The organism is Glaciecola sp. 1036 (assembly GCF_050306235.1).
GTDB lineage: Bacteria > Pseudomonadota > Gammaproteobacteria > Enterobacterales > Alteromonadaceae > Glaciecola.
The window spans coordinates 1-26,109 of sequence record NZ_JBLWFH010000016.1 but is presented as its reverse complement, the minus strand read 5'-3'; the positions used below and the strand labels follow the sequence as shown (position 1 = coordinate 26,109).

Annotated in this window: 23 protein-coding genes; 12 read left to right on the top strand and 11 right to left on the bottom strand. The window is 39.1% G+C overall.

Going from position 1 to position 26,109, the window contains the following annotated elements; translation table 11 throughout:
* Window positions 1–568 precede the first annotated feature (568 nt).
* Together ACNKW3_RS17430 and ACNKW3_RS17425 are read left to right on the top strand one after the other, a co-directional pair.
* Window positions 569–3,430 carry an Ig domain-containing protein gene (locus ACNKW3_RS17430; RefSeq protein ID WP_427400610.1) on the top strand — a complete coding sequence of 954 codons (2,862 nt, stop codon included), beginning with the start codon at window positions 569–571 and terminating at the stop codon, window positions 3,428–3,430.
* A 573-nt stretch (window positions 3,431–4,003) separates the two neighbouring features.
* On the top strand, window positions 4,004–4,321 hold the full coding sequence (locus ACNKW3_RS17425) for a hypothetical protein (RefSeq protein ID WP_427400609.1): 318 nt from the start codon (window positions 4,004–4,006) through the stop codon (window positions 4,319–4,321).
* Window positions 4,322–4,348: 27 nt separating this feature from the next.
* Here the strand turns inward: ACNKW3_RS17425 and ACNKW3_RS17420 are convergent, their stop codons facing one another.
* From ACNKW3_RS17420 to ACNKW3_RS17410, 3 genes are all read right to left on the bottom strand, one after another.
* The gene (locus ACNKW3_RS17420; protein ID WP_427400608.1) at window positions 4,349–4,801 is read right to left on the bottom strand and encodes a DUF2489 domain-containing protein; all 453 of its coding nucleotides are present in this window, start codon (window positions 4,799–4,801) and stop codon (window positions 4,349–4,351) included.
* An 11-nt stretch (window positions 4,802–4,812) separates the two neighbouring features.
* Window positions 4,813–5,328, bottom strand: coding sequence for a Der GTPase-activating protein YihI (yihI, locus tag ACNKW3_RS17415; protein WP_427400607.1), 516 nt, complete (start codon window positions 5,326–5,328; stop codon window positions 4,813–4,815).
* Between the two features lie 337 nt (window positions 5,329–5,665).
* Window positions 5,666–6,289, bottom strand: a complete 624-nt coding sequence (locus ACNKW3_RS17410; RefSeq protein WP_427400606.1) for a c-type cytochrome — start codon at window positions 6,287–6,289, stop codon at window positions 5,666–5,668.
* Between the two features lie 172 nt (window positions 6,290–6,461).
* Here ACNKW3_RS17410 and yihA point away from each other — a divergent pair, with 172 nt between their 5' ends.
* On the top strand, window positions 6,462–7,070 hold the full coding sequence (gene yihA / locus ACNKW3_RS17405; protein ID WP_427400605.1) for a ribosome biogenesis GTP-binding protein YihA/YsxC: 609 nt from the start codon (window positions 6,462–6,464) through the stop codon (window positions 7,068–7,070).
* 124 nt (window positions 7,071–7,194) lie between these two features.
* On the opposite strand, the gene polA is transcribed toward yihA, so the two are convergent.
* A complete protein-coding gene (polA, locus tag ACNKW3_RS17400; protein WP_427400604.1) occupies window positions 7,195–9,972 on the bottom strand; it encodes a DNA polymerase I in 2,778 nt (925 codons plus the stop codon).
* A 427-nt stretch (window positions 9,973–10,399) separates the two neighbouring features.
* On the opposite strand from polA, the gene ACNKW3_RS17395 reads away from it, so the two are divergent.
* Entirely contained in the window at window positions 10,400–11,851 is a 1,452-nt protein-coding gene (locus ACNKW3_RS17395; protein ID WP_427400603.1) for a TrkH family potassium uptake protein, read from the top strand.
* 24 nt (window positions 11,852–11,875) lie between these two features.
* Here ACNKW3_RS17395 and trkA read toward each other — a convergent pair whose 3' ends face one another.
* The 4 genes from trkA to def are packed head-to-tail and all read right to left on the bottom strand — an operon-like array spanning window position 11,876 to window position 16,065.
* Window positions 11,876–13,255 (bottom strand): Trk system potassium transporter TrkA, encoded by a 1,380-nt coding sequence (trkA, locus tag ACNKW3_RS17390; protein WP_427400602.1) that lies wholly within the window; start codon window positions 13,253–13,255, stop codon window positions 11,876–11,878.
* A gap of 19 nt (window positions 13,256–13,274) precedes the next feature.
* Window positions 13,275–14,624: a 16S rRNA (cytosine(967)-C(5))-methyltransferase RsmB gene (rsmB, locus tag ACNKW3_RS17385; RefSeq protein WP_427400601.1), complete on the bottom strand. Its 1,350-nt coding sequence runs from the start codon at window positions 14,622–14,624 to the stop codon at window positions 13,275–13,277.
* The gene (gene fmt / locus ACNKW3_RS17380; RefSeq protein ID WP_427400600.1) at window positions 14,621–15,547 is read right to left on the bottom strand and encodes a methionyl-tRNA formyltransferase; all 927 of its coding nucleotides are present in this window, start codon (window positions 15,545–15,547) and stop codon (window positions 14,621–14,623) included. Before fmt ends, rsmB begins: the two co-directional genes overlap by 4 nt.
* 8 nt (window positions 15,548–15,555) lie before the next feature.
* Window positions 15,556–16,065 carry a peptide deformylase gene (gene def / locus ACNKW3_RS17375; RefSeq protein WP_427400599.1) on the bottom strand — a complete coding sequence of 170 codons (510 nt, stop codon included), beginning with the start codon at window positions 16,063–16,065 and terminating at the stop codon, window positions 15,556–15,558.
* A 211-nt stretch (window positions 16,066–16,276) separates the two neighbouring features.
* On the opposite strand from def, the gene ACNKW3_RS17370 reads away from it, so the two are divergent.
* From ACNKW3_RS17370 to aroE, 8 genes are all read left to right on the top strand, one after another.
* Window positions 16,277–17,362 carry a LysM peptidoglycan-binding domain-containing protein gene (locus ACNKW3_RS17370; protein ID WP_427400598.1) on the top strand — a complete coding sequence of 362 codons (1,086 nt, stop codon included), beginning with the start codon at window positions 16,277–16,279 and terminating at the stop codon, window positions 17,360–17,362.
* Between the two features lie 25 nt (window positions 17,363–17,387).
* A complete protein-coding gene (dprA, locus tag ACNKW3_RS17365; protein ID WP_427400597.1) occupies window positions 17,388–18,509 on the top strand; it encodes a DNA-processing protein DprA in 1,122 nt (373 codons plus the stop codon).
* A 2-nt stretch (window positions 18,510–18,511) separates the two neighbouring features.
* A complete protein-coding gene (locus ACNKW3_RS17360; protein WP_427400596.1) occupies window positions 18,512–18,988 on the top strand; it encodes a DUF494 family protein in 477 nt (158 codons plus the stop codon).
* 3 nt (window positions 18,989–18,991) lie between these two features.
* Complete coding sequence (locus ACNKW3_RS17355) at window positions 18,992–19,561, top strand: topoisomerase DNA-binding C4 zinc finger domain-containing protein (RefSeq protein ID WP_427400595.1); 570 nt, start codon at window positions 18,992–18,994, stop codon at window positions 19,559–19,561.
* Between the two features lies 1 nt (window position 19,562).
* A complete protein-coding gene (locus tag ACNKW3_RS17350; RefSeq protein ID WP_427400594.1) occupies window positions 19,563–20,114 on the top strand; it encodes a Sua5/YciO/YrdC/YwlC family protein in 552 nt (183 codons plus the stop codon).
* On the top strand, window positions 20,114–21,037 hold the full coding sequence (gene hemF / locus ACNKW3_RS17345; RefSeq protein WP_427400593.1) for an oxygen-dependent coproporphyrinogen oxidase: 924 nt from the start codon (window positions 20,114–20,116) through the stop codon (window positions 21,035–21,037). The genes ACNKW3_RS17350 and hemF overlap by 1 nt, the downstream gene beginning before the upstream one ends.
* Window positions 21,038–21,176: 139 nt before the next feature.
* Complete coding sequence (locus ACNKW3_RS17340) at window positions 21,177–21,878, top strand: OmpW family outer membrane protein (RefSeq protein WP_427400592.1); 702 nt, start codon at window positions 21,177–21,179, stop codon at window positions 21,876–21,878.
* 109 nt (window positions 21,879–21,987) lie between these two features.
* Window positions 21,988–22,800, top strand: a complete 813-nt coding sequence (aroE, locus tag ACNKW3_RS17335; protein WP_427400591.1) for a shikimate dehydrogenase — start codon at window positions 21,988–21,990, stop codon at window positions 22,798–22,800.
* A gap of 3 nt (window positions 22,801–22,803) precedes the next feature.
* On the opposite strand, the gene ACNKW3_RS17330 is transcribed toward aroE, so the two are convergent.
* From ACNKW3_RS17330 to ACNKW3_RS17320, 3 genes are all read right to left on the bottom strand, one after another.
* Window positions 22,804–23,781, bottom strand: a complete 978-nt coding sequence (locus ACNKW3_RS17330; RefSeq protein ID WP_427400590.1) for an FHA domain-containing protein — start codon at window positions 23,779–23,781, stop codon at window positions 22,804–22,806.
* Window positions 23,772–25,025 (bottom strand): S1 family peptidase, encoded by a 1,254-nt coding sequence (locus ACNKW3_RS17325; RefSeq protein WP_427400589.1) that lies wholly within the window; start codon window positions 25,023–25,025, stop codon window positions 23,772–23,774. Before ACNKW3_RS17325 ends, ACNKW3_RS17330 begins: the two co-directional genes overlap by 10 nt.
* A 159-nt stretch (window positions 25,026–25,184) precedes the next feature.
* Window positions 25,185–25,724 carry a gamma carbonic anhydrase family protein gene (locus ACNKW3_RS17320; protein ID WP_427400588.1) on the bottom strand — a complete coding sequence of 180 codons (540 nt, stop codon included), beginning with the start codon at window positions 25,722–25,724 and terminating at the stop codon, window positions 25,185–25,187.
* Window positions 25,725–26,109 lie beyond the last annotated feature (385 nt).

Below are 26,109 nucleotides of genomic sequence, written 5' to 3'. Positions count from 1 at the left end.
TTGTCTTAATTCTTGGGATTCAAAAGGGCGGTAGTATAGCGTTTTTAACCGCTTTTGGGTATCCATATAGAGGGAAAAATGGCTCTTCGTAATATGTGGTTGGGATATAGAAATTTGGCTTTATTTTGCAAAAACATGAGGGTAGTTGGAATCAGCTACTTTTAGAAGAACTAAAGGCCGAGATTTTCAATTTTTTTAATAATACTTTTATCTTTATTTTGATTGGTTAGATTAAAAGGATTACAGCAGAAATATGTGATAAGAATTCTATTTTTACTTATTAGTCTTTTATAAAGAAACAACTTACACTGCGATAACCTAATAATTGTATTCAGAAAAACCCGCAAGCTCAGTTCAATTTCTCTTTTTTATCCAGAGGATAGTACAAGCAAAATAATTAGTATCCATTAACCCTAGTTCTCCAGAACTAATAAATCTATAATGTACATGTTCTTGATAGTGCTTTACAGTACATTGATTAGTCACGAACTAAAGCTTTTTCACTTGAGTGAATCATTTAAAAGTTATAAATTTGGTTTGATAATACATTTCTAAATGGAAGTAGAAAATGAAATCTGTAGTAATTAAATGGCTTTTTGTCCTATCATTCCTATCAAGTTTTTATAGTTCGGCAGAGAATGCTTACATCATTGAAGAAGAATTAATTTCACCCAGTTTCAGTCTAGACCAAAATTTAGTCTTGGATGAAAATTCAAATTCAGCTTTTTCCCTTTCGTGGAACCAACAGAAAAGGTCAAATGAAATAATTAGGTTCGCACTTTCTTCTAACGGAAACTATGAATTTCAAAACGCAATAGATCTAAGCGCTCTAGATACTCAAAGACAAAGTAAACTTTTAATTCAAGATGATTCGCTGATCATTATATCCGGCAGTTTTATTTTTTACTGGGATATAGATTCGAACGGTAATTTGAACTATCAAGGCAATCAACAATTGTCCCCGGAATATTCAGCGGCATTTTCTAGCCTCAAAATAATCCCTATTTATGACGGTCTCTATGTTAATTTAACTGTTTCATCCTTTTATACATTTTCAATAAATACCGAGTCTAATTTGTTGACAATACTTGCTGAGCAAGAGTTGACTCCAACAGTTTACGCAAAATCTGCCACATTCGACTCTGAATCTGAAATTTTGTGGATTGGAAGTACCCTCGAAATTGGTACTTACATCTTTCAAGGATTTGAAAATATTGGCGGTTCGATCGTTGATATTGGAACTTATATTTATGAATTTGATGATGAATTTGACTTTGTGAATAATGCTGGCATTGCAATGATGCAATATGATCATTTAACACAGTCGATGTTTGTGGCAAATAATTCGAATAGCCAGCTGTTTAGTCTCGACCTACAACAAAAAAGTATCCAACAAGTAACTCTTAATGACTCGTTAGGTTTAAATTTCTACGTTTCAAATCAGTTGAATAAACAATTAATAGTAGGAATTGAAGATAACCTTTATGCCGCAGTGATAGATTGGACGGATACCAGAATTGAATTATCTGGAACGCCACTTACAATAAGTCATAGTGATTATCTTTTCGTCGACAATAATTTGATATTAGGGGTTGGAGAAACATTTGAATTATTCCAAATTACAGAAGGTAATCAACTCAATAAACTGGAAACAAAATTTACGTCTATATTGAATGATTATTTACCCGATAATGTACGAGGCTACTTTTTTGACATTGAAACCAATAGACTTGTTTTATTAGGCCATAAAGGAAATTTTGATGACGAAACGGTATTTATTTTTATTTGGGAATATTTTCAAGAATCAAATTCTATGGGGTACATAGGCTCTTTGGAAGTTCCACAGAGTATTTCTTTGGCTAATCAGTCTAACTATAAAATAGTAGGTAACATCGGGAATAGAGCTTACTTATTAACCCGTTCGAATGAAACACTTAATACATCAATTTTGGTAATTGAGTATAACGAAGTAGGTTTAAATATTTCCCAAGAGTATTTGTTTCCGGCAAACCAAAATATAAACCTTCAAGGTTCATTTTTATTAAATGATACATCGCTTGTTCTAATGCATTATAGCGCTAATGAAAGTAATGTAACTTATTCTATTTGCGAGATGGATAATTCAGGCTTAATTTCCTCTTGCGACACTCACCAACTATTTCCTGAAGGCGAAGTGATACCGTTAGATCGAGAATTAACTTATCAAAAGCCACAAGATTCAGACGCCATTTACGCGGCTCCACCGATGTCTTCTGACAACTCATTTTTATGGGTGTTTCAGGTCAATGATAATAATGAACAGCTCGATTTAGTGCAAAGCCTGAACATACCCAATGAAAATGGATTATCTAGTCGACTTGATAATGTATTTGAATACGATAATGGTAAAAAGTTAAGTTTTACTTTTGGGCGCTTATTCCATTACGCGAAACAATCTGAAAACAATGATTGGGAACTAGTACAAATTCAAAATAATAACTCGATTTTCACAAATCCATTGAAAACCAACGAAACCAATTATTTCATTGGTTCAAGAGGCAAGCCCTTTCTATTTGATATGGAAACCCAAACCCTTTATGAAAGCGGTCAAGAAGAAGATCCTGTTTCTAATAGTGACATTTATGCGGTAACCTCTAATAACAAGGTGATCATCGTCACTATTGACGAAATGAAAAGTTTAAAAGTCGCATCGTTTACAAACACAAAACCCATGATATTTAAAAGCAATTTCAATTTTGGTAGCTTAGAGGCGCTACAAGATACGGTGTTGGAAATTGATATAGCAGACAGTTTTATCAACTATGATAAAGAACGCCTCCAGCTTCAAATAAATGGGGAAAATATCGAGTCACTGAATCATTCAAAAATAACATGGGACGAAGAGTCTTTATTTTTTAGATTAACCAATGAAGATATGTTTGTTGATGATACTTCTGATATTCCTTCTGATAACATATTAGTGAGTTTGTTTTTAGATTCTGAATTACTAATAGCATTTGGGGTAACGCCTGTAAATGTAAATGACGCCCCCGAATTATTAGTATCTATAGCTACTCAATACTTAGACGTTAACGAAACTTATATCGGTGATTTAAGAGATTATATCGCTGATCCTGATCGCGAAAGCGTATCATACAGCTACTCAAACATTCCACCTGGAATGACAGCAGGGACTGAAGGTGTAATTGAAGGAAGTATTGCTACATCTGGCACCTATACTGTAACTATCAATGCTAGTGATGATGAAGGAGCGACTTTGACTTTTCAATTACAAATTGTTGTTGGTCAAGCTGTGCAACCTCCTCCTAACCCTAACCCTGTCGCAGAAAGTGGGGGAGGAAGTTTCCATTATCCGTTTTTCATATATTTATTGAGTGTGTTTTTTCTTAAACAGGGAATAAAAATGAAAAGATTGAGGTATTGGATGTGACCGACTTTACTTTTTCAATTATTCCTTAACGGAGTTGTGTTAGCTGAAGGCTTGTTGTTTGACTTAAAGACAAACTATCTATTTGATCTCGTCACCATGATTTTTGTAAATCAGTTGTCTTTAACACCAGTCTTACTGCTGAAAAAGACAGATTTCCTAAGAAGTTTATGTTAAAGGAAACTTGGAAATAGGTGAGCTGAATTTATTAAGTCAATCAACTAAGCTAACTTAAAAATGGTCTTATGATGCAAATAATTCTGATATGGCTATCGAATCTTTGTTTCGTTTTTATTTTTTGAAATCTATTGAAGCAAGCAACTACCCAAAAGTGATAATTACACGGTTGATTAGAATCACCTAACAAAGCAAAATCCCGTCTTTTAGTTTAGCTTTCTAACAAGTGATGTCGAATCGGTTATATTCACAGTTTCGAGTAATGAAGATTATCCATGTATGGCCAAAAACATCATCGTCTGGCTTAGTTTGAAACATCTGTTAAAACTTTAATTAGATTCAAAAAGATTTAGATAAGTTAAACTACTATTATTGATTTTCAAATTAGGCAGTAAAACTATGAAACCAGTATTGATTCTTATTACTTTGATGGCTATTTCCGCTTGTGGTTCAACCTCGTCTTCATTAACTGAAACTGAAGTGGAGGTATGGTCAAATACAGGTTTTTCTGAATCTCTAGCCAATGCATGGCATAAACAGGGGTTTTCGACCGAAGCGGCAAAAAACTGGCAGTTAGCAGGGTTTACACCAAAAGAAGCATCAAAATGGACATCTGAAAACTTCACTTTTGCCGAAGCTGCTGCTTGGCGTAAAAGTGGATTCAGTTTGCAGCAGGCAATTGAAGATAGACAAAAAGGGCTAGTACCTATCAGCTAACTTTGAGGCGTGACCATTACGCCTTTATCAGAGCTTACTAGTATCGAACTGTTTTAACTCAACTAACTCTGGTTGAATTTTACTTTCGTAATCACTTTCTATTTGTTCTCTTTGGGTATCTTGCTGACGACGTTCTGCCTTGCTTAAGGCTTGACGAGCCTCATGCGTCGGGAAGTGTTGAATGTCGGCGTAGAGTGCAAACATAGCGGGATATTTTTGTACAAAGTCGGGCTGAGGATCCAACGGGAGCGCTTCTAGTAAATTACAAATGCGTATAGCTCCTTCTGAAGGATCACATTGTTGTTGCTCCATGGCAAAGGCAATGGTCTGAATGCTTTTGGTTATTGTTTCGATGCGTTTATTTCGCGCGGCTTGTTGGCGATCATTTTGCGCCTTAAGTAAAAACAACAAACGGCCAGCATAAATCCCTAATCCAAGAATAATGAGCGCGCCTAGCCCAACCAATATCCACTGTAGCATGTTAAAACTCTTTATTTTTCGTCGTCGTAGTCATCTAGTTTAATTGCGTCTAGACCGGAAAACGGATCAGATTCTTTATCGTTCTTAGAGTCTTCTTGCTCTAAATCGATGCCCAACAAATCGCAAAGTTTGCGGTGTCTGGCCAAGGTTTTATCAAGGTAAGTTTGCTCTTCATTGGTTAAACGTTTGGTTTCTTGTTTTTCTAACAAGGCATCTAATCTTGGGTCATTTTCGATCGCATCTAGCTCTTCCTGCGGTGAGAAAAAACGTGTTTTAGGTGCATCCATTGATTCTGGTTTTTTGTTTTTATGCTTGTAAAGATCAATCGGCTTTTTGCTGCCTATTCTTGGATCTAGTTTTCCAGCAGATTGTTCTTTATTCTTGTTGTTTTCTGCCAAATGCTGACGAGAGCCAGCTTTGTGTCCTTTATGACGTTTTTCCTTTTTGTCTTTTTGAACAACTCTAGGGGCATCTGTTTTGCTAACGCCAATTTTACCAACTTTGCGTGTCTTCTTGCGACCAGCCATTATCTTCTATCCAAGTATGAAATCATTCAGAACGGAATACCTAATTGAGGATCTAGGTTTCCAACAAACAAGAAAAAAGGTGATAACCCGAAGACTATCACCTTATATTAATTAGTGTCTAATGACACCTCTCCCGTTTTACACTTCTTGTGTATATTATTGTAAAGTCAGCTTTTTATTGTTATTCACAAACCAAACAACGTCGTTTTGGGTAATCCATTACGCTTTCTTATTTTGCTACTATACCCAGAAAAATTTTAATTATCAAGTTTTACACGTTTGCTGTATAAATAATAATCAAATATGGGTTTTTATACAGCAATAAAAACTCAAAAGATTAGTGTAATCCGGCTAAATATTTTGACAATACATCAATATCTTCGTCGGTCAGACGTGCCGCTATGTCACGCATCATGCCGTTTAGGTCGTTATTGCGTTGTCCTGATCGAAACATTTCAAGTTGGGTTTTAGTATATTTTGCGTGTTGGCCGCCAATGACTGGAAAACCAGCTAAGTTCATACCTTGTCCACTAGGACCGTGACATGCGATACAAGCGGTAATGCCTCGCTCTGGATCGCCACCTCGGTATAAAGCTTCACCAGCATCAACTACATCTTCAGGAGTTTCACCGATTTTAAGTTCTTGAGAAGAGAAATATGCAGCTAGATCTTTAAAGTCTTGTTCAGACAGGGTCGCAACCATGCCCCACATGACAGCGTTATTTCTGCCTTGTTGACCACCAGTGTCTGCGCCCAGTTTAAATTCAGTAAGCTGTTTAAAAAGGTAACCTTCATGCTGGCCCGCAATTTTAGGGTTATCTTCAATGGTACTATTACCATCAGCATTGTGACATGCTAAACAAGTCGTTGACTTTGCTTTACCTGCTTCAGGATCACCTTCTGCGGCTATTGCATTCATGCTTAATAAAACAAAACCAAACAGCAAACATAATTTCTTCATAGATGTACTCTCTTACGAATCGAATCTCGATACCTTATAACGGCAGATGGGGCGTATTTTACACAAATATACTGTTAAAAAAACAATTCCTTGTTAATACTATGGATTTAAATCATGTAAACTACAAAAAAACTGTAAACAATCGCTGAATTTTAGCGTTTCAGAGTCATTAATGTCATATTTTACCAAAGCAAAATTTTTTACAAGCGCACCGGATATTTCTCACTTACAACCATTTGAGGGAAAAGAAATTGCCTTTGCTGGCCGTTCCAATGCTGGAAAATCCAGTGCGTTAAATAAATTAACAAGACAAAAAGCCCTTGCTAGAACCAGTAAAACTCCAGGCCGAACTCAATTAATCAACATTTTCGAGTTGGATGAAACTCGGCGTTTAGTGGATTTACCCGGCTACGGTTTTGCAAAAGTGCCAATTGAAATGAAGAAAAAATGGCAAAAGTCATTAGGAGAGTATCTTCAAAAGCGTGAATGCTTAAGTGGCTTAGTGGTGCTGATGGACATTCGGCACCCGTTGAAAGATCTTGATCAGGACTTAATTTATTGGGCAGTGGATGCTAACTTACCTGTGCTGATACTGTTGACCAAGGCAGACAAACTCAAATCGGGTAAACGTAAAGCGCAAACATTGATGGTTAGAGAAGCTTCATTAGCCTTTCAAGGAAACATAAAGGTGCATGCATTTTCTTCTTTAACGGGCGTTGGGCTTGCTGAGGCTGAAAATGTTTTGCTGAATTGGTTGGAGATTGAGAAACCTGAGGCTTAGAAAAAAGAAAGCCCCGTAACACACTAACGGGGCAAACCACTCAGGGAGAACAACACATTCATAGCTTATGAGTCTCCCAATTAAATTAAGTTCAGAAGTTTTTTAATTTTTTTTAAAAAAATTTTTAATGCGCCTGATCCCAGTTATCACCAACCCCTGCTTCAACAATTAAAGGCACTGACAATTCGACGCAGTTTTCCATCAATTGGCAGATTTTGGGTATAAAGGTATCGAGTTTGTCTTCTTTAATTTCAAACACCAATTCATCGTGTACCTGCATGATCATGCTGATATCTTCTTGATCATCCAATTGGCTTATCCAATTAGACACTTCAATCATGGCCTTTTTAATAATATCTGCAGCTGTACCTTGCATTGGCGCATTGATAGCTGCTCTTTCTGCTCCTTTGCGGCGAGCGCCATTACTCGCATTTATATCAGGCAGGTATAAACGCCGTCCAAAGACTGTACTAACATAACCCGTCTTTTTTACACCTTCACGGGTTGCTTCCATGTAAGCTAGTACGCCGGGATATCGCTCAAAATACTTATCCATATAGGTTTGGGCATCTTGTCTAGATATATGTAGTTGCTTGGATAAACCAAACGCGCTCATGCCATATATTAGCCCGAAATTAATTGCTTTAGCGCTGCGCCTTTGATTTGTAGTTACATCATCGACAGCTGTGCCAAATATTTCAGATGCGGTGGCACTGTGAATGTCTTTACCTTCTTTAAACGCATTCAATAAACCTTGGTCTTTGCTTAAATGCGCCATAATTCGAAGTTCAATTTGGCTATAGTCGGCGGCAACAATTTTACAGCCTTCTCTGGGTACAAAAGCTTGCCGTACTTGACGCCCTTCTTGGGTTCGAATAGGAATATTTTGCAAATTAGGATCGCTAGACGATAACCGCCCGGTAGCGGCAACCGCTTGATGATAAGAGGTATGTACTCTATGAGTACGATGATTAATCATCTTGGGCAGCTTATCGGTGTAGGTGTTTTTAAGTTTTGTCAGGCCACGATATTGGGTTATCAACGCTGGTAGTTCATAGTCATTGGCCAATTCTTGTAACACATCTTCCGAAGTAGAAGGGGCGCCTTTTGGCGTTTTCTTGATTACAGGAAGTTCCATTTTTTCAAATAGAATGTGCTGCAATTGTTTAGTTGACCCCAGATTAAAGGGTTCCCCCGCGAGTTCATGCACTTGCTCTTCTAACGACACTATGCGCTTAGCTAAATCTTGACTTTGTTGAGATAACATTTGAGAGTCAATTAAGACACCTCTTTGCTCCATCTTAGCCAATATACTTGAAAGCGGAACTTCAATGTCATTTAACACTTCAGTTAGTCCGTCTTGTTCAGCTAATAACGCTGATAGTTTGTTATACAATCTTAACGTCACATCAGCGTCTTCGGCAGCGTACTGGCCGGAAGTTTCAATATCTAGCTGATTAAAAGTCAGTTGTTTTGCACCTTTACCCGCTATTTCTTCAAAACTGACACACTTATGTCCGAGATATTTCAATGCCAAACTGTCCATATCGTGACGGGTGGCGACACTGTTTAATACATAAGACGCCAACATGGTATCGCAAATAACACCTTGTAATTCGATATCATAGTTGGCAAGTACGTTTTGATCATACTTTATGTGTTGACCAACTTTTTTCGCATTTTTATCTTCTAAAAGAGGTTTCAATTTCGCCAACACTTGATCGCGCTCTAACTGATCCGGTGCGTCTGGATAATCGTGCGCCACAGGAATGTAGTATGCATCGTTATCCGACAAAGCAAAGGAAAGTCCGACAATTTCTGCTTCCATATAATCTAAACTGGTAGTTTCAGTATCAATGGCGTAGATTTCAGCTTTTTCTAATTTGCTGATCAGTTCATCTAATTCGGATGTCTCAAAAATAATTTTGTAGGCAGAAAGGTCGAAATCACTATCGACGGATGTAGTTGAAGACGAAGATTCAGATTTTGAACCTATAGCTTCTTCAATATAGTCTTTTTCTTCACCGCTGACTTCAGCAAGCCATTTTTTAAATTCCAGTTCGGTGAATAATTCCTTTAATGTTGCCCGATCCATTTCCTGCATTTGCAAAGAATCAGGCTTATATTCTAAAGATAAGTCGGTTTTTATAGTAGCCAGTTCATAAGAAAGTAGCGCTTGCTCTTTATATTCAGCCATCTTGTTAGCCATAGTTTTCGCGCCGCGAAAATCTAATTCGGCTATTTTTTCTAGATTGTCATAAATAGCTTTTACACCGCCTATGCCATTAAGCATAGCGATTGCGCTTTTATCGCCAACGCCTGGTACACCAGGAATGTTGTCAACTTTATCGCCCTTTAAGGCTAAGAAGTCGATAATCAATTCCGCTGGAATACCAAACTTTTCAACAACACCCTGTTTATCCATAGTGGTTTTAGTCATGGTGTTGATCAAGGTTACATGCTCGTCAACCAATTGGGCCATGTCCTTGTCGCCCGTACTGATAACGCACGCTCTACCTTGTTCACTGGCTTGACGGGCAAGGGTTCCTATAACGTCATCTGCTTCTACGCCATCTTCTACGATGAGAGGAAATCCCATGGCCTTTACTATGGTATGCAAGGGCTCAATTTGGGTTCTTAGCTCGTCAGGCATGGGTGGGCGATTGGCTTTGTATTCTTTATAGATGTCATCACGGAAGGTCTTACCCTTGGCATCAAATACTACCGCCATACATTCGGGATTATATTCTTTAACTAAGCTTCGTAGCATATTGACTACGCCATAAATCGCCCCAGTATCGTTGCCTTTGGAGTTAGTAAGTGGCGGCAAACCATGGAAAGCTCTAAATAGATAGGAAGAACCGTCAACTAGGACTAAAGGGGAAGATGAATTTTTGTGCATAATTATTTAGCCTACCTAGCTTCAATTTTTTAGTCTATGATTTTATTAGAATTTTTTTCGGAAAGCGAATCATTGCTTGTGGATAACTTTGTGAATAAGTAACATTTGCCCATCAAAAATCTACCTATTTCAACTGAAACAAGTATCTAAGTATTGAAAGGGATGAATCACTGAAGGCGTTGAGCCGATATCCTTTATTCTTATTTTGCTGTGTAGAAAACGGGTTTCTTGTTGACCCGATTCAGACTAATTTAACACAAAATTTTCATATTCCAAGAAAATAATTGCACAAATTTTTTTATCTTTTTTGGTCAATAGGTTATAAATAGAAAATAAGAATTGGCATTAATGTTTTAGATGAAAAGTGTGCTCTAGCAGTTACATCTAAAATTTTATTAACACATAACAATAATCAAGGCCTGCAGTTTTGCAATATCGCGCCATAATAAGAATACTAGGACTTTTGGTTGCACTATTTAGTGCCACCATGCTCCCACCTGCGTTAATTTCCCTCATTTATGAAGACGGGGGTGGTTTAGCATTCGTAACGGCATTTTTCTTATCACTATTTACCGGTTTACTCTTTTGGTATCCCAACCGGCGGGTGCGAGCTGACTTAAGAGCCAAAGAAGGTTTTCTCATAGTCGTCTTGTTTTGGACGGTACTGGCAAGTTTCGGTGCGCTGCCTTTCGCTTTACTAAACCAGCCTAGTATGACGATTACAGATTCATTATTTGAATCGTTTTCAGGCTTGACCACTACAGGTGCTACCGTAATCGAGGGAATTGAGTTTTTACCTAAGGCTGTTCAGTTTTATCGTCAACAACTCCAGTGGCTTGGTGGTATGGGGATAATTGTGTTAGCTGTAGCGATTTTACCAATCCTTGGGGTTGGTGGCATGCAGTTATACAGAGCTGAAACCCCTGGGCCAGTGAAAGATTCAAAGATGACCCCACGAATTGCTGATACAGCAAAACACCTTTGGTATATTTATCTTTCATTAACCATCGCTTGTTCTGTCGCATACTGGCTGGCAGGCATGAATATGTTTGATGCGGTATGTCACTCATTCTCAACTATCGCGATTGGTGGTTTCTCGACTTACGATGCAAGTTTGGGTTACTTTGATAGTGTGGCGGTTAACTTGGTATGCGTTGTCTTTTTATGGATCGCTGCACTTAATTTTGCCCTACATTATTCAGCCGTTCACGGACGAAATATTCGAAACTATTTTAGAGATCCTGAATGTCGTTCGTTTTTCTCTATACAATTTGGTCTTATTACTGTTTGTTTCTTAGTTTTAGTAAATTACCAAGTTTATGATTCAGCCGAAGTGGCGCTAGATCAGGCGTTGATTCAAGCTGTTTCAATTAGTACCACAGCAGGTTTTGCCACTGAGAATTTTTCTGCTTGGCCAGCTTTTTTACCAATATTGCTCATATTCTCTAGCTTTATTGGGGGATGCGCAGGTTCAACTGGCGGGGGACTAAAAGTTATTCGAGTGCTGTTGCTGTTTTTGCAAGGCAAACGGGAGATCGATAGGTTGATTCACCCAAAAGCTGTTTATGCGGTTAAGTTAGGGGATAGAGCAATGCCAAATCGCGTGGTCGAGGCGGTGTGGGGATTCTTTGCTGCCTATGCGATAGTCTTTGTTTTCATTATGATAGGTTTAATTGGGACTGGTTTAGATAATATATCAGCCTTCTCAGCGACAGCGGCAACATTAAACAACCTAGGTCCTGGATTAGGCACAGTTGCTGGCACTTACGCGGAAGTATCCGATCCTGGTAAATGGCTATTGGTAGTCGCTATGCTATTTGGTCGTTTGGAAGTTTTTTCCTTGTTAGTACTATTTTCACCTACGTTTTGGCGAAGTTAAGTAACCCAAACAAGAAAAGGTTTTTTATCCAAAAAACAACGCACTGGGTTGGAAGAGTTTTTCTACATCGCGGATGAATTTTTTATCCACCAAGAACAAAATTACGTGGTCGTTAGCTTTTATCACCGTATCGCTGTGAGCAATGATAACAGACTCTTCTCTTACGATAGCGCCTATGGTAGTGCCCGGTGGCAACTTAATGTCTTGAATTTGTTTCCCGACCACTTTAGAAGTAGTTTCATCGCCATGGGCAATAGCTTCGATAGCTTCTGCTGCGCCTCTTCGTAGTGAGTGAACGTTTACTATGTCGCCTCGTCTTACGTGAGTAAGTAGCGCAGAAATCGTGGCTTGCTGAGGAGAAAAAGCAATGTCAATGTCACCACCTTGCACCAAATCCACATAAGCACTTCGTTGAATCAACACCATGGCTTTTTGCGCGCCCATGCGTTTGGCTAACATAGCAGACATGATGTTAGCTTCGTCATCGTTGGTCACAGCAATAAAAGCATCAACTTGTTCAACGTTTTCTTCGCTCAATAGTGCCGCATCACTAGCATCCCCTTGAAATACTATGGTCTCATCTAAAATTGTTGAGAGATATTCGGCCCGTTGAGGATTAAATTCAATCAGTTTAACGTTATGGGTAGACTCTAGTCGTTTAGCTAAACCCGCTCCTATGAGACCACCACCGGCAATCATAATGCGTTTGTAACTGGATTCGAGCTTTTGAAGTTCGCTCATGACCGCACGAATGTGCTTGGTATCGGCGATAAAAAATACTTCATCATCGGCTTCTATTACAGTAGAGCCTAGCGGACGAATTGGACGTCCGCGACGATAAATGGCTGCCACTCGGGTTTCAACGTTTGGCATATGTTCTTTTAGTGCTGATAAAGCGTGGCCAACCAATAAACCACCATAGTAAGCTTTTACCGCTACCAAGCTGGCTTTACCTTCGGCAAATTCCACAACTTGTAATGCCCCTGGATAGTCGATTAAACGCTTAATCGCTACTGTTACCAATTGTTCAGGGGCAATCAGATGGTCCACCGGGATATCTTGATGTTTGTACAACTGGCTTTGATAAATAATGTATTGTTCTGAGCGTACGCGAGCAATTTTGGTGGGCGTTTTAAATAAACTGTAAGCAACCTGACAGGCCATCATATTACTTTCATCGCTGTTAGTAACAGCAATTATCATATCAGCATCTTCGGCTCCTGACTTTTTTAATATATCGGGATGCGAACCTATGCCACAAACAACTTGTAAATCTAATCGGGTTTGCAAGTTCTCCAGAACTTGGGCATCTGAATCTACTATGGTTATTTCGTTTTGTTCACCAACTAGATTTTCTGCCAAAGTGCCGCCAACTTGTCCGGCACCAATGATGATTATTTTCATTCTTATGCTCAGTTAATAATTATTGCAGCTTTTTAATTTTGGCATAATAAAAGCCGTCCATTTGCTGCTCTCCCGGCAGTATTTGCCAACCAGGAAGTTCTCGCGTTTCTTTGTCATGCAGCGGAACCAATGCCGCATTGTCATGCTTTTCTAGAAACTTTGCAATTTGCTGAGTATTCTCCTGAGGTAGAATGGAGCAAGTTGCATACAATAATGTACCGCCATCTTTTAATTTTTGCCAAACTTGTTCAAGAATTTCTGCCTGTAATTCAACTAATGTCGAAATATCTGATGCTTTTCTTAACCATTTGATATCAGGGTGGCGACGAATAATACCGCTTGCTGAACAAGGGGCATCTAATAGAATTTTATCAAACTGAGGCAAATCAGCCTGTTGTGTAAGTTTTGTCGCATCTGCCTCTAGAATATGAACATTGCTTAAATCATAGTTTAAGCGCTGTAAATTTTCCTGCATGGTGACCAATCTTTTGGCTTGGTTATCAAACGCATATAAAGACTTAAGCGTTGGACAAGCTTCTAATATAGCTGCCGTTTTACCACCGGGCGCGGCGCAGCAATCCAAAACAACTTCATTGGGTTGAACGTCCAGAAGATGTGCGCATTGTTGAGCCGCTTTATCTTGTACACTGAACCAACCTTGTTCGAAACCTGGCAAGCTCGGGACATTCACTGCTGATAATAATTGAATACCAATGTCGCCGAATTCTGTAAATTCAATATCTTGCGCATTAAGAGCCTTTATAAAATCTTTTTTTGTAGTTTGAAGCAGATTAATTCGAAGGAAAATAGGGGCTTTTTGGTTTGATGCTTGGACTATACTCAACCAATTTTGTGGATAGTCAGATTGCAGTCTTTTCAATAGCCACTTGGGAAACCCATGTTCCATATGCTCTGACGGTAGAGCAAGTTCCGCTATTTTATTACGCTGGAAATTTCTTAAAACAGCATTTACCAAACCGGCAAATTTAGGTTTCTTTAATATTTTACAGGCTTCTACAGTTTCTGAAACCGCAGCGTGATCAGATGTGCGCATGAAGTGTAGTTGAAACAATCCCACCATAATAAGGTGCTCGATGATTTTATTATCACCTTTTATCGGTTTGTCTATGAGCTGTTGAGTCCAAAACAGTAGTTTGGGTAGATCACGCAATGCACCAAAGAAAACCTCTTGAAGCCAACCTTTGTCTTTGGCGTTTTTATGTCGCTGTAGCAAGACGGGAAGTAATTCTCGAGAAGACTTGCCAGATTCGAGAACTTGATATAATGCCCAAGCAACGTCAGCTCGCAACTGTACTTTATGATGAGGTTTAAATGAACCGGCTCTATTGGAGGTGTTTATTTTATTCAAGAGAGTAGATCGCCTGGACTAAGTAAATCTGGATTTCCATTAACGATTTGTGACACCGGTTGTCTCTTCTTGTTTGGTAACTGAAGCTCAGTAATATTGATGACGCCGTCTGAGCATTGAATCTGTAACCCATTTTTATCAAAGCTCAGTACTTCGCCCGGATTTCCTGTGTTGCCAGACACGACCTCGGCTTGCCAGACTTTTACCGGTTGCGCATTTAAAGGAAACCATACGACTGGCCAGGGATTAAAAGCGCGAACATTTCTTTCTATCTGCTCAGCGGATAATTGCCAATCACATTTAGCTTCTTCTTTACTGAGTTTTTTTGCATAGGTGGCCAAGGAATCATCCTGTTTCTTAGCCTCAAAAGAATCTAAATTAGCTAACGTGTGAGTTAGGGTTTTCGGTCCTAATTCTGCTAACTTTGTATATAAGGTGGCGCTTGTATCTTCAGGTGTAATAGGCAAGGTGGCAATATTTATGACATCGCCGGTATCTAAACCAACATCCATTTGCATAATAGCGACCCCGGTTTCTTCATCACCGGCCCATATGGCGCGTTGAATAGGTGCTGCACCGCGCCACTTGGGCAAGATAGAGCCATGCACATTTAGACAGCCTTTCGTTGGGATATCCAACACAGCTTTTGGCAGAAGTAGCCCGTAAGCGACCACTACCATCAAATCAGGCTGGTAGGAGGAAAGCTGCTGTTGAGCTTCTTCAGACGACAATTTTACGGGTTGTTCGACTGGGATATTATGCGTTAATGCGAGTTGTTTTACCGCACTAGGTTGAAGCTTCTTACCACGACCAGCAGGTCGATCCGGCTGACTATAAACTGCGACCACTTCAAACTCAGCATCCAATAATGCTTGCAAATGGGCTGCCGCGAAATCTGGGGTACCAGCAAAAACTATTCTCACACTTTTTCCTAAGCTTTAGCTGCTAGCCTTGCTTCTTTTTCTAATTTTTTACGAATTCGTTGACGCTTTAATGGCGACAAATAGTCTACAAATAATTTGCCTTTAAGATGGTCTAATTCATGCTGAATGCAAATAGCTAACAGACCTTCTGCTTCTAGTTCAAACGGATTGCCGTCTTTATCTAATGCAGTTACTTTGACTTTTTCAGCACGATCGACCTTGGCATAGTTCCCAGGTACAGATAAACAACCCTCCTCACTAATGGTAGAGCCTTCTTTTTCTACAATTTCAGGGTTTATAAATACTCTAGGTTCGTTTTGTTCTTCGGACACATCCATCACTACCACGCGCTTGTGAACATTAACTTGAGTTGCGGCCAAACCTATACCTTTCTCATCTTTCATGGTTTCAAACATGTCGTCAACAAGCTGTCGGATTTCATCGTTTACTTCGCTAACGGGCTCGGCAATAGTGCGCAGCCGCTCATCAGGGAAGGTTAAAACTTCAAGTACAGACATAAAATCACTCTTTTGGTCAGTATCTAATTAAATACGCATTTAGCAGAATATGTATCTTTTCCTATCTGCTGTTTCGGTACTATGCAGATACGTATTTCTCTTGTTTATAGTAAATAGGGTTAACTTAACGGAATTCAAACCGATAACTAATTATACAAACAAGCGATACATAGATAAACGAATTTCAGCGTCTAAAACAAAAGGTAAGCCTATGGCAAAGCAAATAGTCAAACTCATATGCAGTTCTGCGGTCGCAGTTTGCCTACTCTGTATGAGTATTCAAAGCGCCATTGCTGATGTATTAAACATCAAGTCAGATGCACCACAAACTTATGTGGTTCAAAAGGGCGATACGCTTTGGGACATATCGAATTTGTTTCTAGATAAGCCGTGGCTATGGCCAGAATTATGGCGTAACAACACACAAATTGAAAATCCTCATTTAATATATCCTGGGGATGTATTGAAACTGCGTTACGAAAATGGGCAGCCAGTTTTAGAAGTGGTAAGAGAAAAATCTAATCTCATTTTAACCCCAGACGTTAAAATCAATTCTAAACCTGTTCCTATTGATATTTTGCCTTGGTCACGCTTAGCGCCCTTTATCAAAGATGGGCAGTTAATGGACATTGAAGAGTACCATCAGCTACCCAATTTATTGGGTGATAGAGCAGATTCACCTTTGTTTGCTAGTAAAGATTTTGTACTCACACGTGACATTGATGCTTCGCAGAGCGATTACAAAGTAGTGAGAAAGCTGCGAGAAGTAAAAGACAGTGCAGGGCAATCTCTTGGATTGCAAGTGGAGAGTATTAGCGAAGCCAGTTTGGTTGCCGATGCCCAAAACGGTCGTCATCTTGTAAAACTAGAAGGTAGTTACTCTGAAGCTCGAAAAGGTGACAAATTAGCTCCTGATTATAAGAAGAAGTTCAAAGATTTGGTTATTACTCCAGCCAAAGAACACCAAAGAGGTGAATTGGTTGAAAATGTCACTGGCCGAACCCTTATAGGCAAACAGGACATAGTTATCATCAATTTAGGTGGTCGCAAAGTATCGCCTGGTACAGTGTTTGGTATATACGAAAAAGGTGCGGACATTAAGTTTAAAGAAGAACAAACGTATTCATTGGAAAGAGCGAGTTTATATTCTTTGTTTAGTATGTCTGAGACTATTGAGCAGCCTGCTTATAAAGTAGGAGAGCTAATAGTATTTAACACCTTTGAACACGGTAGCTATGCTTATGTTACTAAGGTTGAAACACACTTGAAAGGTGGGGAGATAATCGCCGCACCATAGAGTAAATAAATGTCAAGGATTGACTATGGTTACTCAAGGAAATACGCAACAACTGCAACACTATCTACGCTTGGCGTCCTTACCTAGTATTGGTATCAAGCGTATTCTGCAAACCAGCGAACACTTACGTTGTTCGTTGGATGAATTAATCGATATTAAACCAAAAAAACTTGTTGATTTGGGTTGGAATCAATCTCAACTTCAGGCGCTTCAAGGGCAAAATCAACCGCTTGAAAAGCGTATATCTCAAGCACTAAGTTGGTTAAATAGCGGCAGTAATAGACACATTCTTCCGATTTATTCTTCATTGTATCCAGAACAATTTTATACTATGGATAGTCCGCCTTTGGTGATTTTTGCTGAAGGTAACCTCGAATTATTAACCTCAAAAATGTTGGCCATAGTGGGCACCCGAGCACCAACACAATATGCTTACGATGTAATAAATAGCCTAATGCCTGAGTTATCTCTGTATAAAGGTTTATCTACCGTAAGTGGATTAGCGCTTGGTGTTGATGCAATATGTCATCGTGCTAGTTTAGCCAACAAGATACCAACTATAGGTGTTTTAGGTTGTGGTATAGACATTGTCTATCCTAAACGACACAGTCAGTTATATTCGGATATTAAGCAACAAGGATTGCTGATCTCAGAGTTTCTTCCTGGGAGCCAACCAAAGGCTTTTCATTTTCCCCGTAGAAATCGTTTGATCAGTGGACTTGCCAGTGCTGTATTGATCACAGAAGGTAAAATTAAAAGTGGCAGCATGGTGACGGTCAAATGCGCACTAGAACAAAACAAAGAAATTTTAGCTGTTCCGTGCAGTATGTTTAATCCCAATGGCGAGCTAGCTCATATATTAATAACAGAAGGTGCGGTTCCAGTGCGATCCGCTTCCGATATTATGCAAAACGTACCGGATTTTTTTGATTTTAATTTGCTTGATAAAAAAATTGAAAAAAGTTGCAATCAAAGCTTGGCAACTGATCCATTGTTAGATAGTGTAGGAGATAGCGCTACATCAGTTGATCTGATTGCTAAACGCACTGGCACACCAGTTGTAGATGTGTTAACACAATTATTAGAATATGAGTTGCGTGGTTTAGTAGCTTCCACTGCGGAGGGCTACGTAAAGTTGAGGGGCTAATTATGTTTGATATCCTCATGTATCTGTTTGAAAATCTCGTTTATCACGAGTCTGATCTTCAAACTGATCAAGATGAGTTAACTGACGAATTGATTCGTGCGGGTTTTCATCACGATGAAATCTATAAAGCACTAGATTGGTTAGAGAAACTTTCAGAGTTACAGCAGACAGAGCAAACGCCATATTTGTCATCTGTTATCCTTCCATCATCTACCCGTGTTTATACTTACAACGAGCAGTTACGCTTAGACTCTCAATGCCGTGGTTTTATTTCTTTCCTTGAAAACATCAATGTTCTGGATTCTTCTACCAGAGAAATGGTGATTGATCGGGTTATGGAATTGGATTCCACAGAGTTTTGTGTTGTTGATTTGAAGTGGGTAGTTCTAATGGTACTGTTTAATGTACCAGGGAAGGAAAAAGCATATGAACAAATGGAAGAATTGCTCTTTGAGGTGCCAGAAGGTTATCTCCATTAACTAATGTCAAAACAGGATAACGGGCTGTTTTCTTATGAACATACAGCCCATCAAGCTGCATATGGTGATTGCCCAAAGTGCCAGTCTCCTTTCCTTATAAAACATAAAGGCAAATCCAGTTTTATTGGTTGTTCAGCCTATCCTGAATGTGACTATACGCACAGCCTTTCTTCATTGGAAGTGGTGGTGCTTAAAGTAATGGATGACAGTCATTGCCCTGAATGTCAAAGCCCTCTAGCGGTTAAAAAAGGTCGTTATGGGATGTTTATCGGTTGCACTAATTTCCCTGAATGCCATTATATTTCTTACAATAAAAGTCACGACAAGAAAGACCATTATCAAGCGGTGAGCTGCCCTCAGTGCAGTGATGGGTCGCTTCAGAAGAAACAAAACAAGTTTGGTAAGTATTTTTATGCTTGTGACAATTATCCAAAATGCAAATTTGTGTTAAATCAAGAACCCGTTGGTGTAAAATGCGAAAACTGTGATGCTTCAGTTATGGTAAAGTTACCTAAAGATAATCAGTATCTTTGTATCAACCCACAGTGTAAGCATAAGCAACAAAGAGAATAATATGCACCTTGATCCTACGCTTTTTCGTCGGCAATTTGCCGCGGGAGATGTATTTGCGTACCCCACGGAAGCCGTTTTCGGCCTGGGCTGTGATCCTCAAAACCAAGCCGCGATGGAAAAAATCCTAGATTTGAAACAACGTCCTGTAGAAAAAGGGGTTATTCTAATTGCAGGAGAAATACAGCAACTAAACGGTTACGTTGATTTTGAACAGCTTTCTACAAGCAACTTCGACAAAATTAAAGCGACATGGCCGGGGCCATTTACCTATCTTGTTCCCAAGGGAGCTAAAACGCCCGCTTGGATATGCGGAAATAATCCGCTAGTGGCGGTTAGAGTTACTCAGCATCCTTTGGTAAGAACATTATGCCAAACCGTTAATAGCCCATTGGTTTCAACTAGTGCCAACCCTGCTGGGCAAACACCAGCTACGTCAAAAGAGATGGTCAAAGCATATTTCGGCGAGCGAGTCAGATTGCTCGAAGGTGATTTGGGAAACCAACAAAAGCCAAGTACAATTATTAACGCAGTTACAATGGACACAATTCGATAATGAAACTATCTCCAGTTACGTCAGAACAAGTGCAAACGGTCAAAGACTATTTGCTAGGTCTTCAGGATAATATATGCCAAACCCTGTCATTGGTTGATGGTAAGGGCGATTTCAAAGAAGATAAATGGGACAGAGAAGAAGGTGGCGGTGGTCGTTCTCGTGTATTAAGAAATGGTGGCGTAATAGAGCAAGGTGGCGTTAACTTTTCTCATGTGTTTGGACATCAAATGCCGGCTTCAGCCACCGCCGCTCGTCCCGAATTAGCCGGGCGACGTTTTCAGGCTATGGGTGTTTCCTTGGTGATTCATCCGCATAATCCATATATTCCTACGTCCCATGCCAACGTAAGATTTTTTATTGCTGAGAAAGAAGGTGAGCCAGCTATTTGGTGGTTTGGCGGTGGATTTGACCTTACGCCAACCTATTTATTTAAAGACGATGCTAAACATTGGCACCAAGTTGCAGCCAACTTATGTGAGCCTTTCGGTGAAGAAGTTTACGCTAACTATAAAAAGTGGTGTGATGAATATTTTTATCTGAAGCACCGAGACGAAACCAGAGGTGTTGGTGGCCTATTTTTCGATGATCTAAATTTTTGGGACTTTGATACCTGCTTTGAATTCATGCAGGCGGTAGGCGATGGATATCTTGAAGCCTATGTCCCAATCATGGAAAAACGTAAAGCAAATTCATTTACCCAACGAGAAAGGGATTTTCAACTCTACCGCAGAGGACGATATGTCGAATTCAATCTTGTGTATGATAGAGGCACCTTATTTGGTCTGCAAACTGGGGGAAGAACAGAGTCCATTCTGATGTCGATGCCTCCGATGGCGAGATGGGAATACGATTATCACCCTAACCCAGATAGTCCAGAAGCAGAGCTTTACAAATATTTGCAACCCATAGATTGGCTAAAATAGCTTTATCAGGCCTAAAGCTTGATTTGGATCAACGAATAAATGCCTGATAACTGCATGATTTTTCAAAGGTTAATCTAGATCAAAGTTTATAGTTTTTAGACATGTATTATCGCTCCCATAATTTAGGAGCAAAAAACACATGAAAAAAACTTTATTAACCGTAGCAGTAATTGGCGCCTTAGGCTTAACATCAAATGCCTTTGCTTATGAAAAAGGCGATTGGTTAGTCCGAGCAGGTTTAACAACAGTTGCACCAGATGCAAGCAGTTCAAATATTCTAGTTGGCGGCGCAGATTTCGCCCTTGGTGGCGCGACCGTCGGTGGTGTTGATGTAGACAACAATACTCAATTAGGTTTAAACATCGCGTATTTCTTCACCGACAACATCAATGTAGAAGTTTTAGCAGCTACGCCATTTAGCCATGACATTGATATTTTGGGCGGTGCAGCAGAGCTAGGCTCAACTAAGCATTTACCACCAACAGTGACAGTAAACTACTACTTCGCAGATCCTAGTGCAAAATTCCAACCCTATGCTGGTGTTGGTTTAAACTACACTATCTTCTTCGACGAAGAATTTAATGATGGCACTGTAGGTGTAATTGAAGATGCAGCAGAAGCAACTGTTTCAGATCTTGATTTAGATGCATCTTTCGGATGGTCATTCCAAGTAGGTGCTGACTATGAAGTATCTGAAGGCATTTATATTAACGGTTCTGTTCGTTATATCGATATTGAAACTGAAGCCTCTTTCAAAGTAAATGGAGCTGACTTAGGTTCTGTTGAAACTGTGGAAATTAATCCTTGGGTTTACACTTTATCTGTAGGCTACAAATTCTAATTTCTTTACCACAACTGTGCTATATAGCCCCGAGCAGAAATGCCGGGGCTTTTTTTTATGCTTGTTTTTGTTTTACACTTAGGTCACTTAATATTGCACTGGACCTAACATGACATTTGCCGCTTGTGTTTTCGGTAATCCCATAAAACAAAGTAAATCTCCCCTTATTCATCAAGCTTTTGCTAAACAGTTTGACTTTGCGTTTGATTACACCAAGTCTTGTCCAGAAGTCGCTGATTTTGAGCAACAAGTTAAAGGATTTTTCAGTAACCCAAATTCGGTGGGCGCAAATGTCACTTTGCCTTTCAAAGAAAGAGCCTTTCCGATGGCAGATAAATTGAACTCCCAAGCTCAACGAGCTGGCGCAGTTAATACGCTCATCGCAAAAGATGGCACTTTGATTGGAGATAACACTGATGGAAAGGGGCTGGTGGATGATTTGATTCGCCATGACGTGCAGCTTCAAGGTAGTCGAGTTTTAGTCATTGGAGCTGGTGGTGCATCAAAAGGTGCTTTGCCTGCGCTTGTAGATAGTGGTGTCGCAAGTATTGAAATTTACAATCGAACACAAGAGCGAGCACAAGAGTTGGTAAACTTAGTTCAGCAATATGCTGTTCAGCCAATAAGATTATTTGAGCAAGCTTCCGGATATGATCTGATAATAAATGCAACATCGCTTAGTTTAACCGAGCAGGTACCTGAAATTTCTTCGGACATATTTACCCAATGTTCAACCTGTTATGACATGGTTTATTTAAATGAACCGACGGCATTTATGACACTGGCGGGGTCAAACCAAGTCGAAAAATGCATAGATGGACTTGGTATGTTAGTTGGACAAGCCGCCGAGAGCTTTTATTTGTGGTTTGGCAAACGACCCGATGTGAATCCCGTCTTAGCCCAACTAAGATCTGATCTTTAGCTTTTATTTCTCTGATTCAGCGTTTCGTCTTTCAGCTTCTTTCTGCGCTTCCGAGAATAGCGAATCAGTGTTTTCAGTATAGCTATCTATGCTTTGCGGTTCAGCAAATAAAAAGTATTCTGGTAATACTGTCGGCGAAATTTGAGGATACAAAACGACTTCGTCAGTATCGATAGAACTTATAATTTGAAACCCTAATATTAGAAGAACGAGCGAGGCTGAAGCAATGCTAATGGTGCGATATCTCATACTCGAGGCTAGGTAAAAAGTACCCCAAAGAAATAACAACATTAAAGATAAATTTATTAGAGTATCACCAAATTGCAATGTACTTGTTTGGCCCCAATTGAAAATCAGCACTGCCCCAATTGCTTGTAATAATTCAATTGACAGTACGCAAAACACAACAAAGTTTAGGATGGTGAAAAGCTTCACTTCTTTTTTAAATATTTTGGCGAATAAACCAATCAAAAAACTAATAAAAATTACTGCAGTAATCCCAAAGAATCCGTCTAGAAAAATCTGTGACCATATGATTTTACTGGTGGTGTTAAAATAGGTCATTGCAGTGTTTACGGCGAAAAATACAAGCAATGCCACAGCAGAAAAATACCAGTGATTGATTTTGGTCGAGAAACTTTCAAGTAGATGTAGCTTTTTAGTTGGCTCTACTGCACTAGATGTGTCAAGGATTCGAATGAATTGTTTTCCAAGTTGAAATATATCTCCAACCTTGACTGGATGGCGGGAAGCTATTTCCTTACCTTTATAATCCTTAATACCATTGACAGAATCATTGTTGATTAAAAACAGTTCTCCCGATTCATCCTGATAAATTTCAGCGTGTTGCGGACAAACATGTTCATCTTGAATGATGATGTCGTTATTATAAGCTCGACCTATTGATATTGGATTTCCACTGCATTTTTCAAACTGCTGTACTTTCTTATTCCGAGAAATAAATTCAATGACTAATTCCATTTAATGCTATCCACAAATTTTTTGAAAAACATATTGGCCATATCTTGGGAAACGCCATTAAGCGCGTATTCAGCGACTAAGGTTTGTTTTGTGTCCTGTAACAATATGGTAGAAAACTTTACGTCAAAAAGACTGTGAAATTTTCGATAGGCGCGAATGCAACTGACACCTTTTGCAGTGTTGTTGTTATTATTTGCAAAAATGCTCTCTTGGCAGTGATAACTGCTGACATCGTCTTTTCCTGCTGACATGTTGAAAAAGCTACTTTTTAAATTATTTTCAAACACATTTGCCAGTTGCAACGCATTTAATTTTTCACTTTGAATCCATCGAAAAGAAACTTTTGCAGAACCTGTACGGAAATTGTCATAAATGTAAACATTGGATTCTAATGAACAATTAGTGGTAGCAATAATAAATTGTGTTTTTTCCTGATCTTTATTGCTGTCACCCCAACAGTGCATTATATCTCCCATTTCTTTGGGGATAGATACTTCTCCCACTTGATGAAAAGACCACTCAGATGAGTGTAAACGAGAAATGAAATCAGTTTGATTGTCGAAAAGTTGTTGTTGAATACGCGCAATGAGAGTTTTATTTTGAATATCATTATTCTTCAGTTGTAACGCGTCAGCGAAGAGTTTGGTAAGTTTTTCAATGGGTACTAAAAAACTAAGCTGATTTCCCGCAGTAGATACATTTACACCAATAACTTGTCCTTCAGTGCTAACTGTAGGTCCTCCTGACATGCCGGGGTTAAGGGAGCCAGTTAAATTAACTCTTTCATAGTAACTTTTACTCTTTATTCCGTTATAAGTGCCAGGCACCACTATCATTCCTAGATCATGTGGATTACCGAGAGAATAGACATCAGCCCCTTTTGCTGGTGCTTTTGAACCCAAAGAAAAATAAACACTTGGTTTCTGTGTTGAGTATAAAATTGCTAAATCATTTACAATATCAACATCTATTAAGGTCGCTTCGTGGGTTTGTTCATCATGGTCAATGTACTCTAGGCTATATTGCTCAGGAGACTGCACTGCACTTGCGACTACATGATAGTTGGTGACAAGGTATCCACTATCTTCAACAAAAAAGCCAGTGCCAATTGATGATTTTTGATTCGATTCATTGTTAATCGATTTTATTTGGACGAGGGCAGGAGCAAAATGGTCAAATAAAAGTTCTGCTTCATTTTCTTCTGCGTGACTCACGATTGACCACAAAAATGCGGATGCTAACATCAGGCATCTGCTAAATCCCAACATAAATATTTCCCTATATAAAGAATCCTTTATCTTGACGACGAAAAAAGAAACGTAAAATATTCTTCAACCTTAAGAAATCCTTTGCCTATTGTAAAGTTAGATAATTATATTTTAAATTCTTTGAGTTTTACTTACTCAGGCATTATCCATGGCTAAGTATTCGTCTTTTAACACAACATAGTTTTTAGCAGATTGTTTCAAGAACGCGATTTCCTTTTGTTTTAGCGGTCTCTTTTTTACAGCTGGATTGCCAACATATAAAAATCCACTTTCTAAAACTTTATTTGGGGCAACTAAAGCCCCAGCCCCAATGAACACGTCATCTTCTACAACAGCGCCATCCATTACTATGGCGCCCATTCCAACAAGAATTCTGTTTCCTAACTGACAGCCATGCAACATACATTTATGTCCCACAGTAACATCATCCCCAATAATAAGAGGAAAACCATCTGGATTTAAGTCAGATTTCCTAGTGACATGTAAAACGGTACCGTCTTGTATATTAGAGCGTTTACCAATCCGTATATAATTAACATCGCCCCTCGCTGCAACTAATGGCCATATACTCGCATCATGGTCGAGCTCAACATCACCTACAATAACAGCACTATTGTGTATATATACTGATTCGTCGAATGAGGGGGATATTGCTTTGTATACTTCTATAGCCATTTGTAAACATCCTATGAAAATTATGGAGCTCATATTTAATTAGTGTTGCATAAACTGAGATTTTGAACGTTTTTCAATCGAACAGTCAAATATTTCACTTTTTTTACAATAAAAAGGTTGCGTTGGAAAACTTTGTCTGTAGAATGCGCGCTCGCTGTCGGGGTCAAGGCTCAGGCAGCAACGTAATGCTAGGCTGATAATACACTACTTAGGTTTTATCAGCCTAGCATTACGCCCTTTTATTTTAGGCGTTTTGAATAAAATTTAAGGGCTGTTAATCAAAAGCAAAAAGATGAAATAAATTTGCAAAAAAAGGTTGACAGGAAATTGGATTCGCGTAGTATACGCATCCCGCTTGAGAGGGACTTGAAAAAGACCGCTTAAG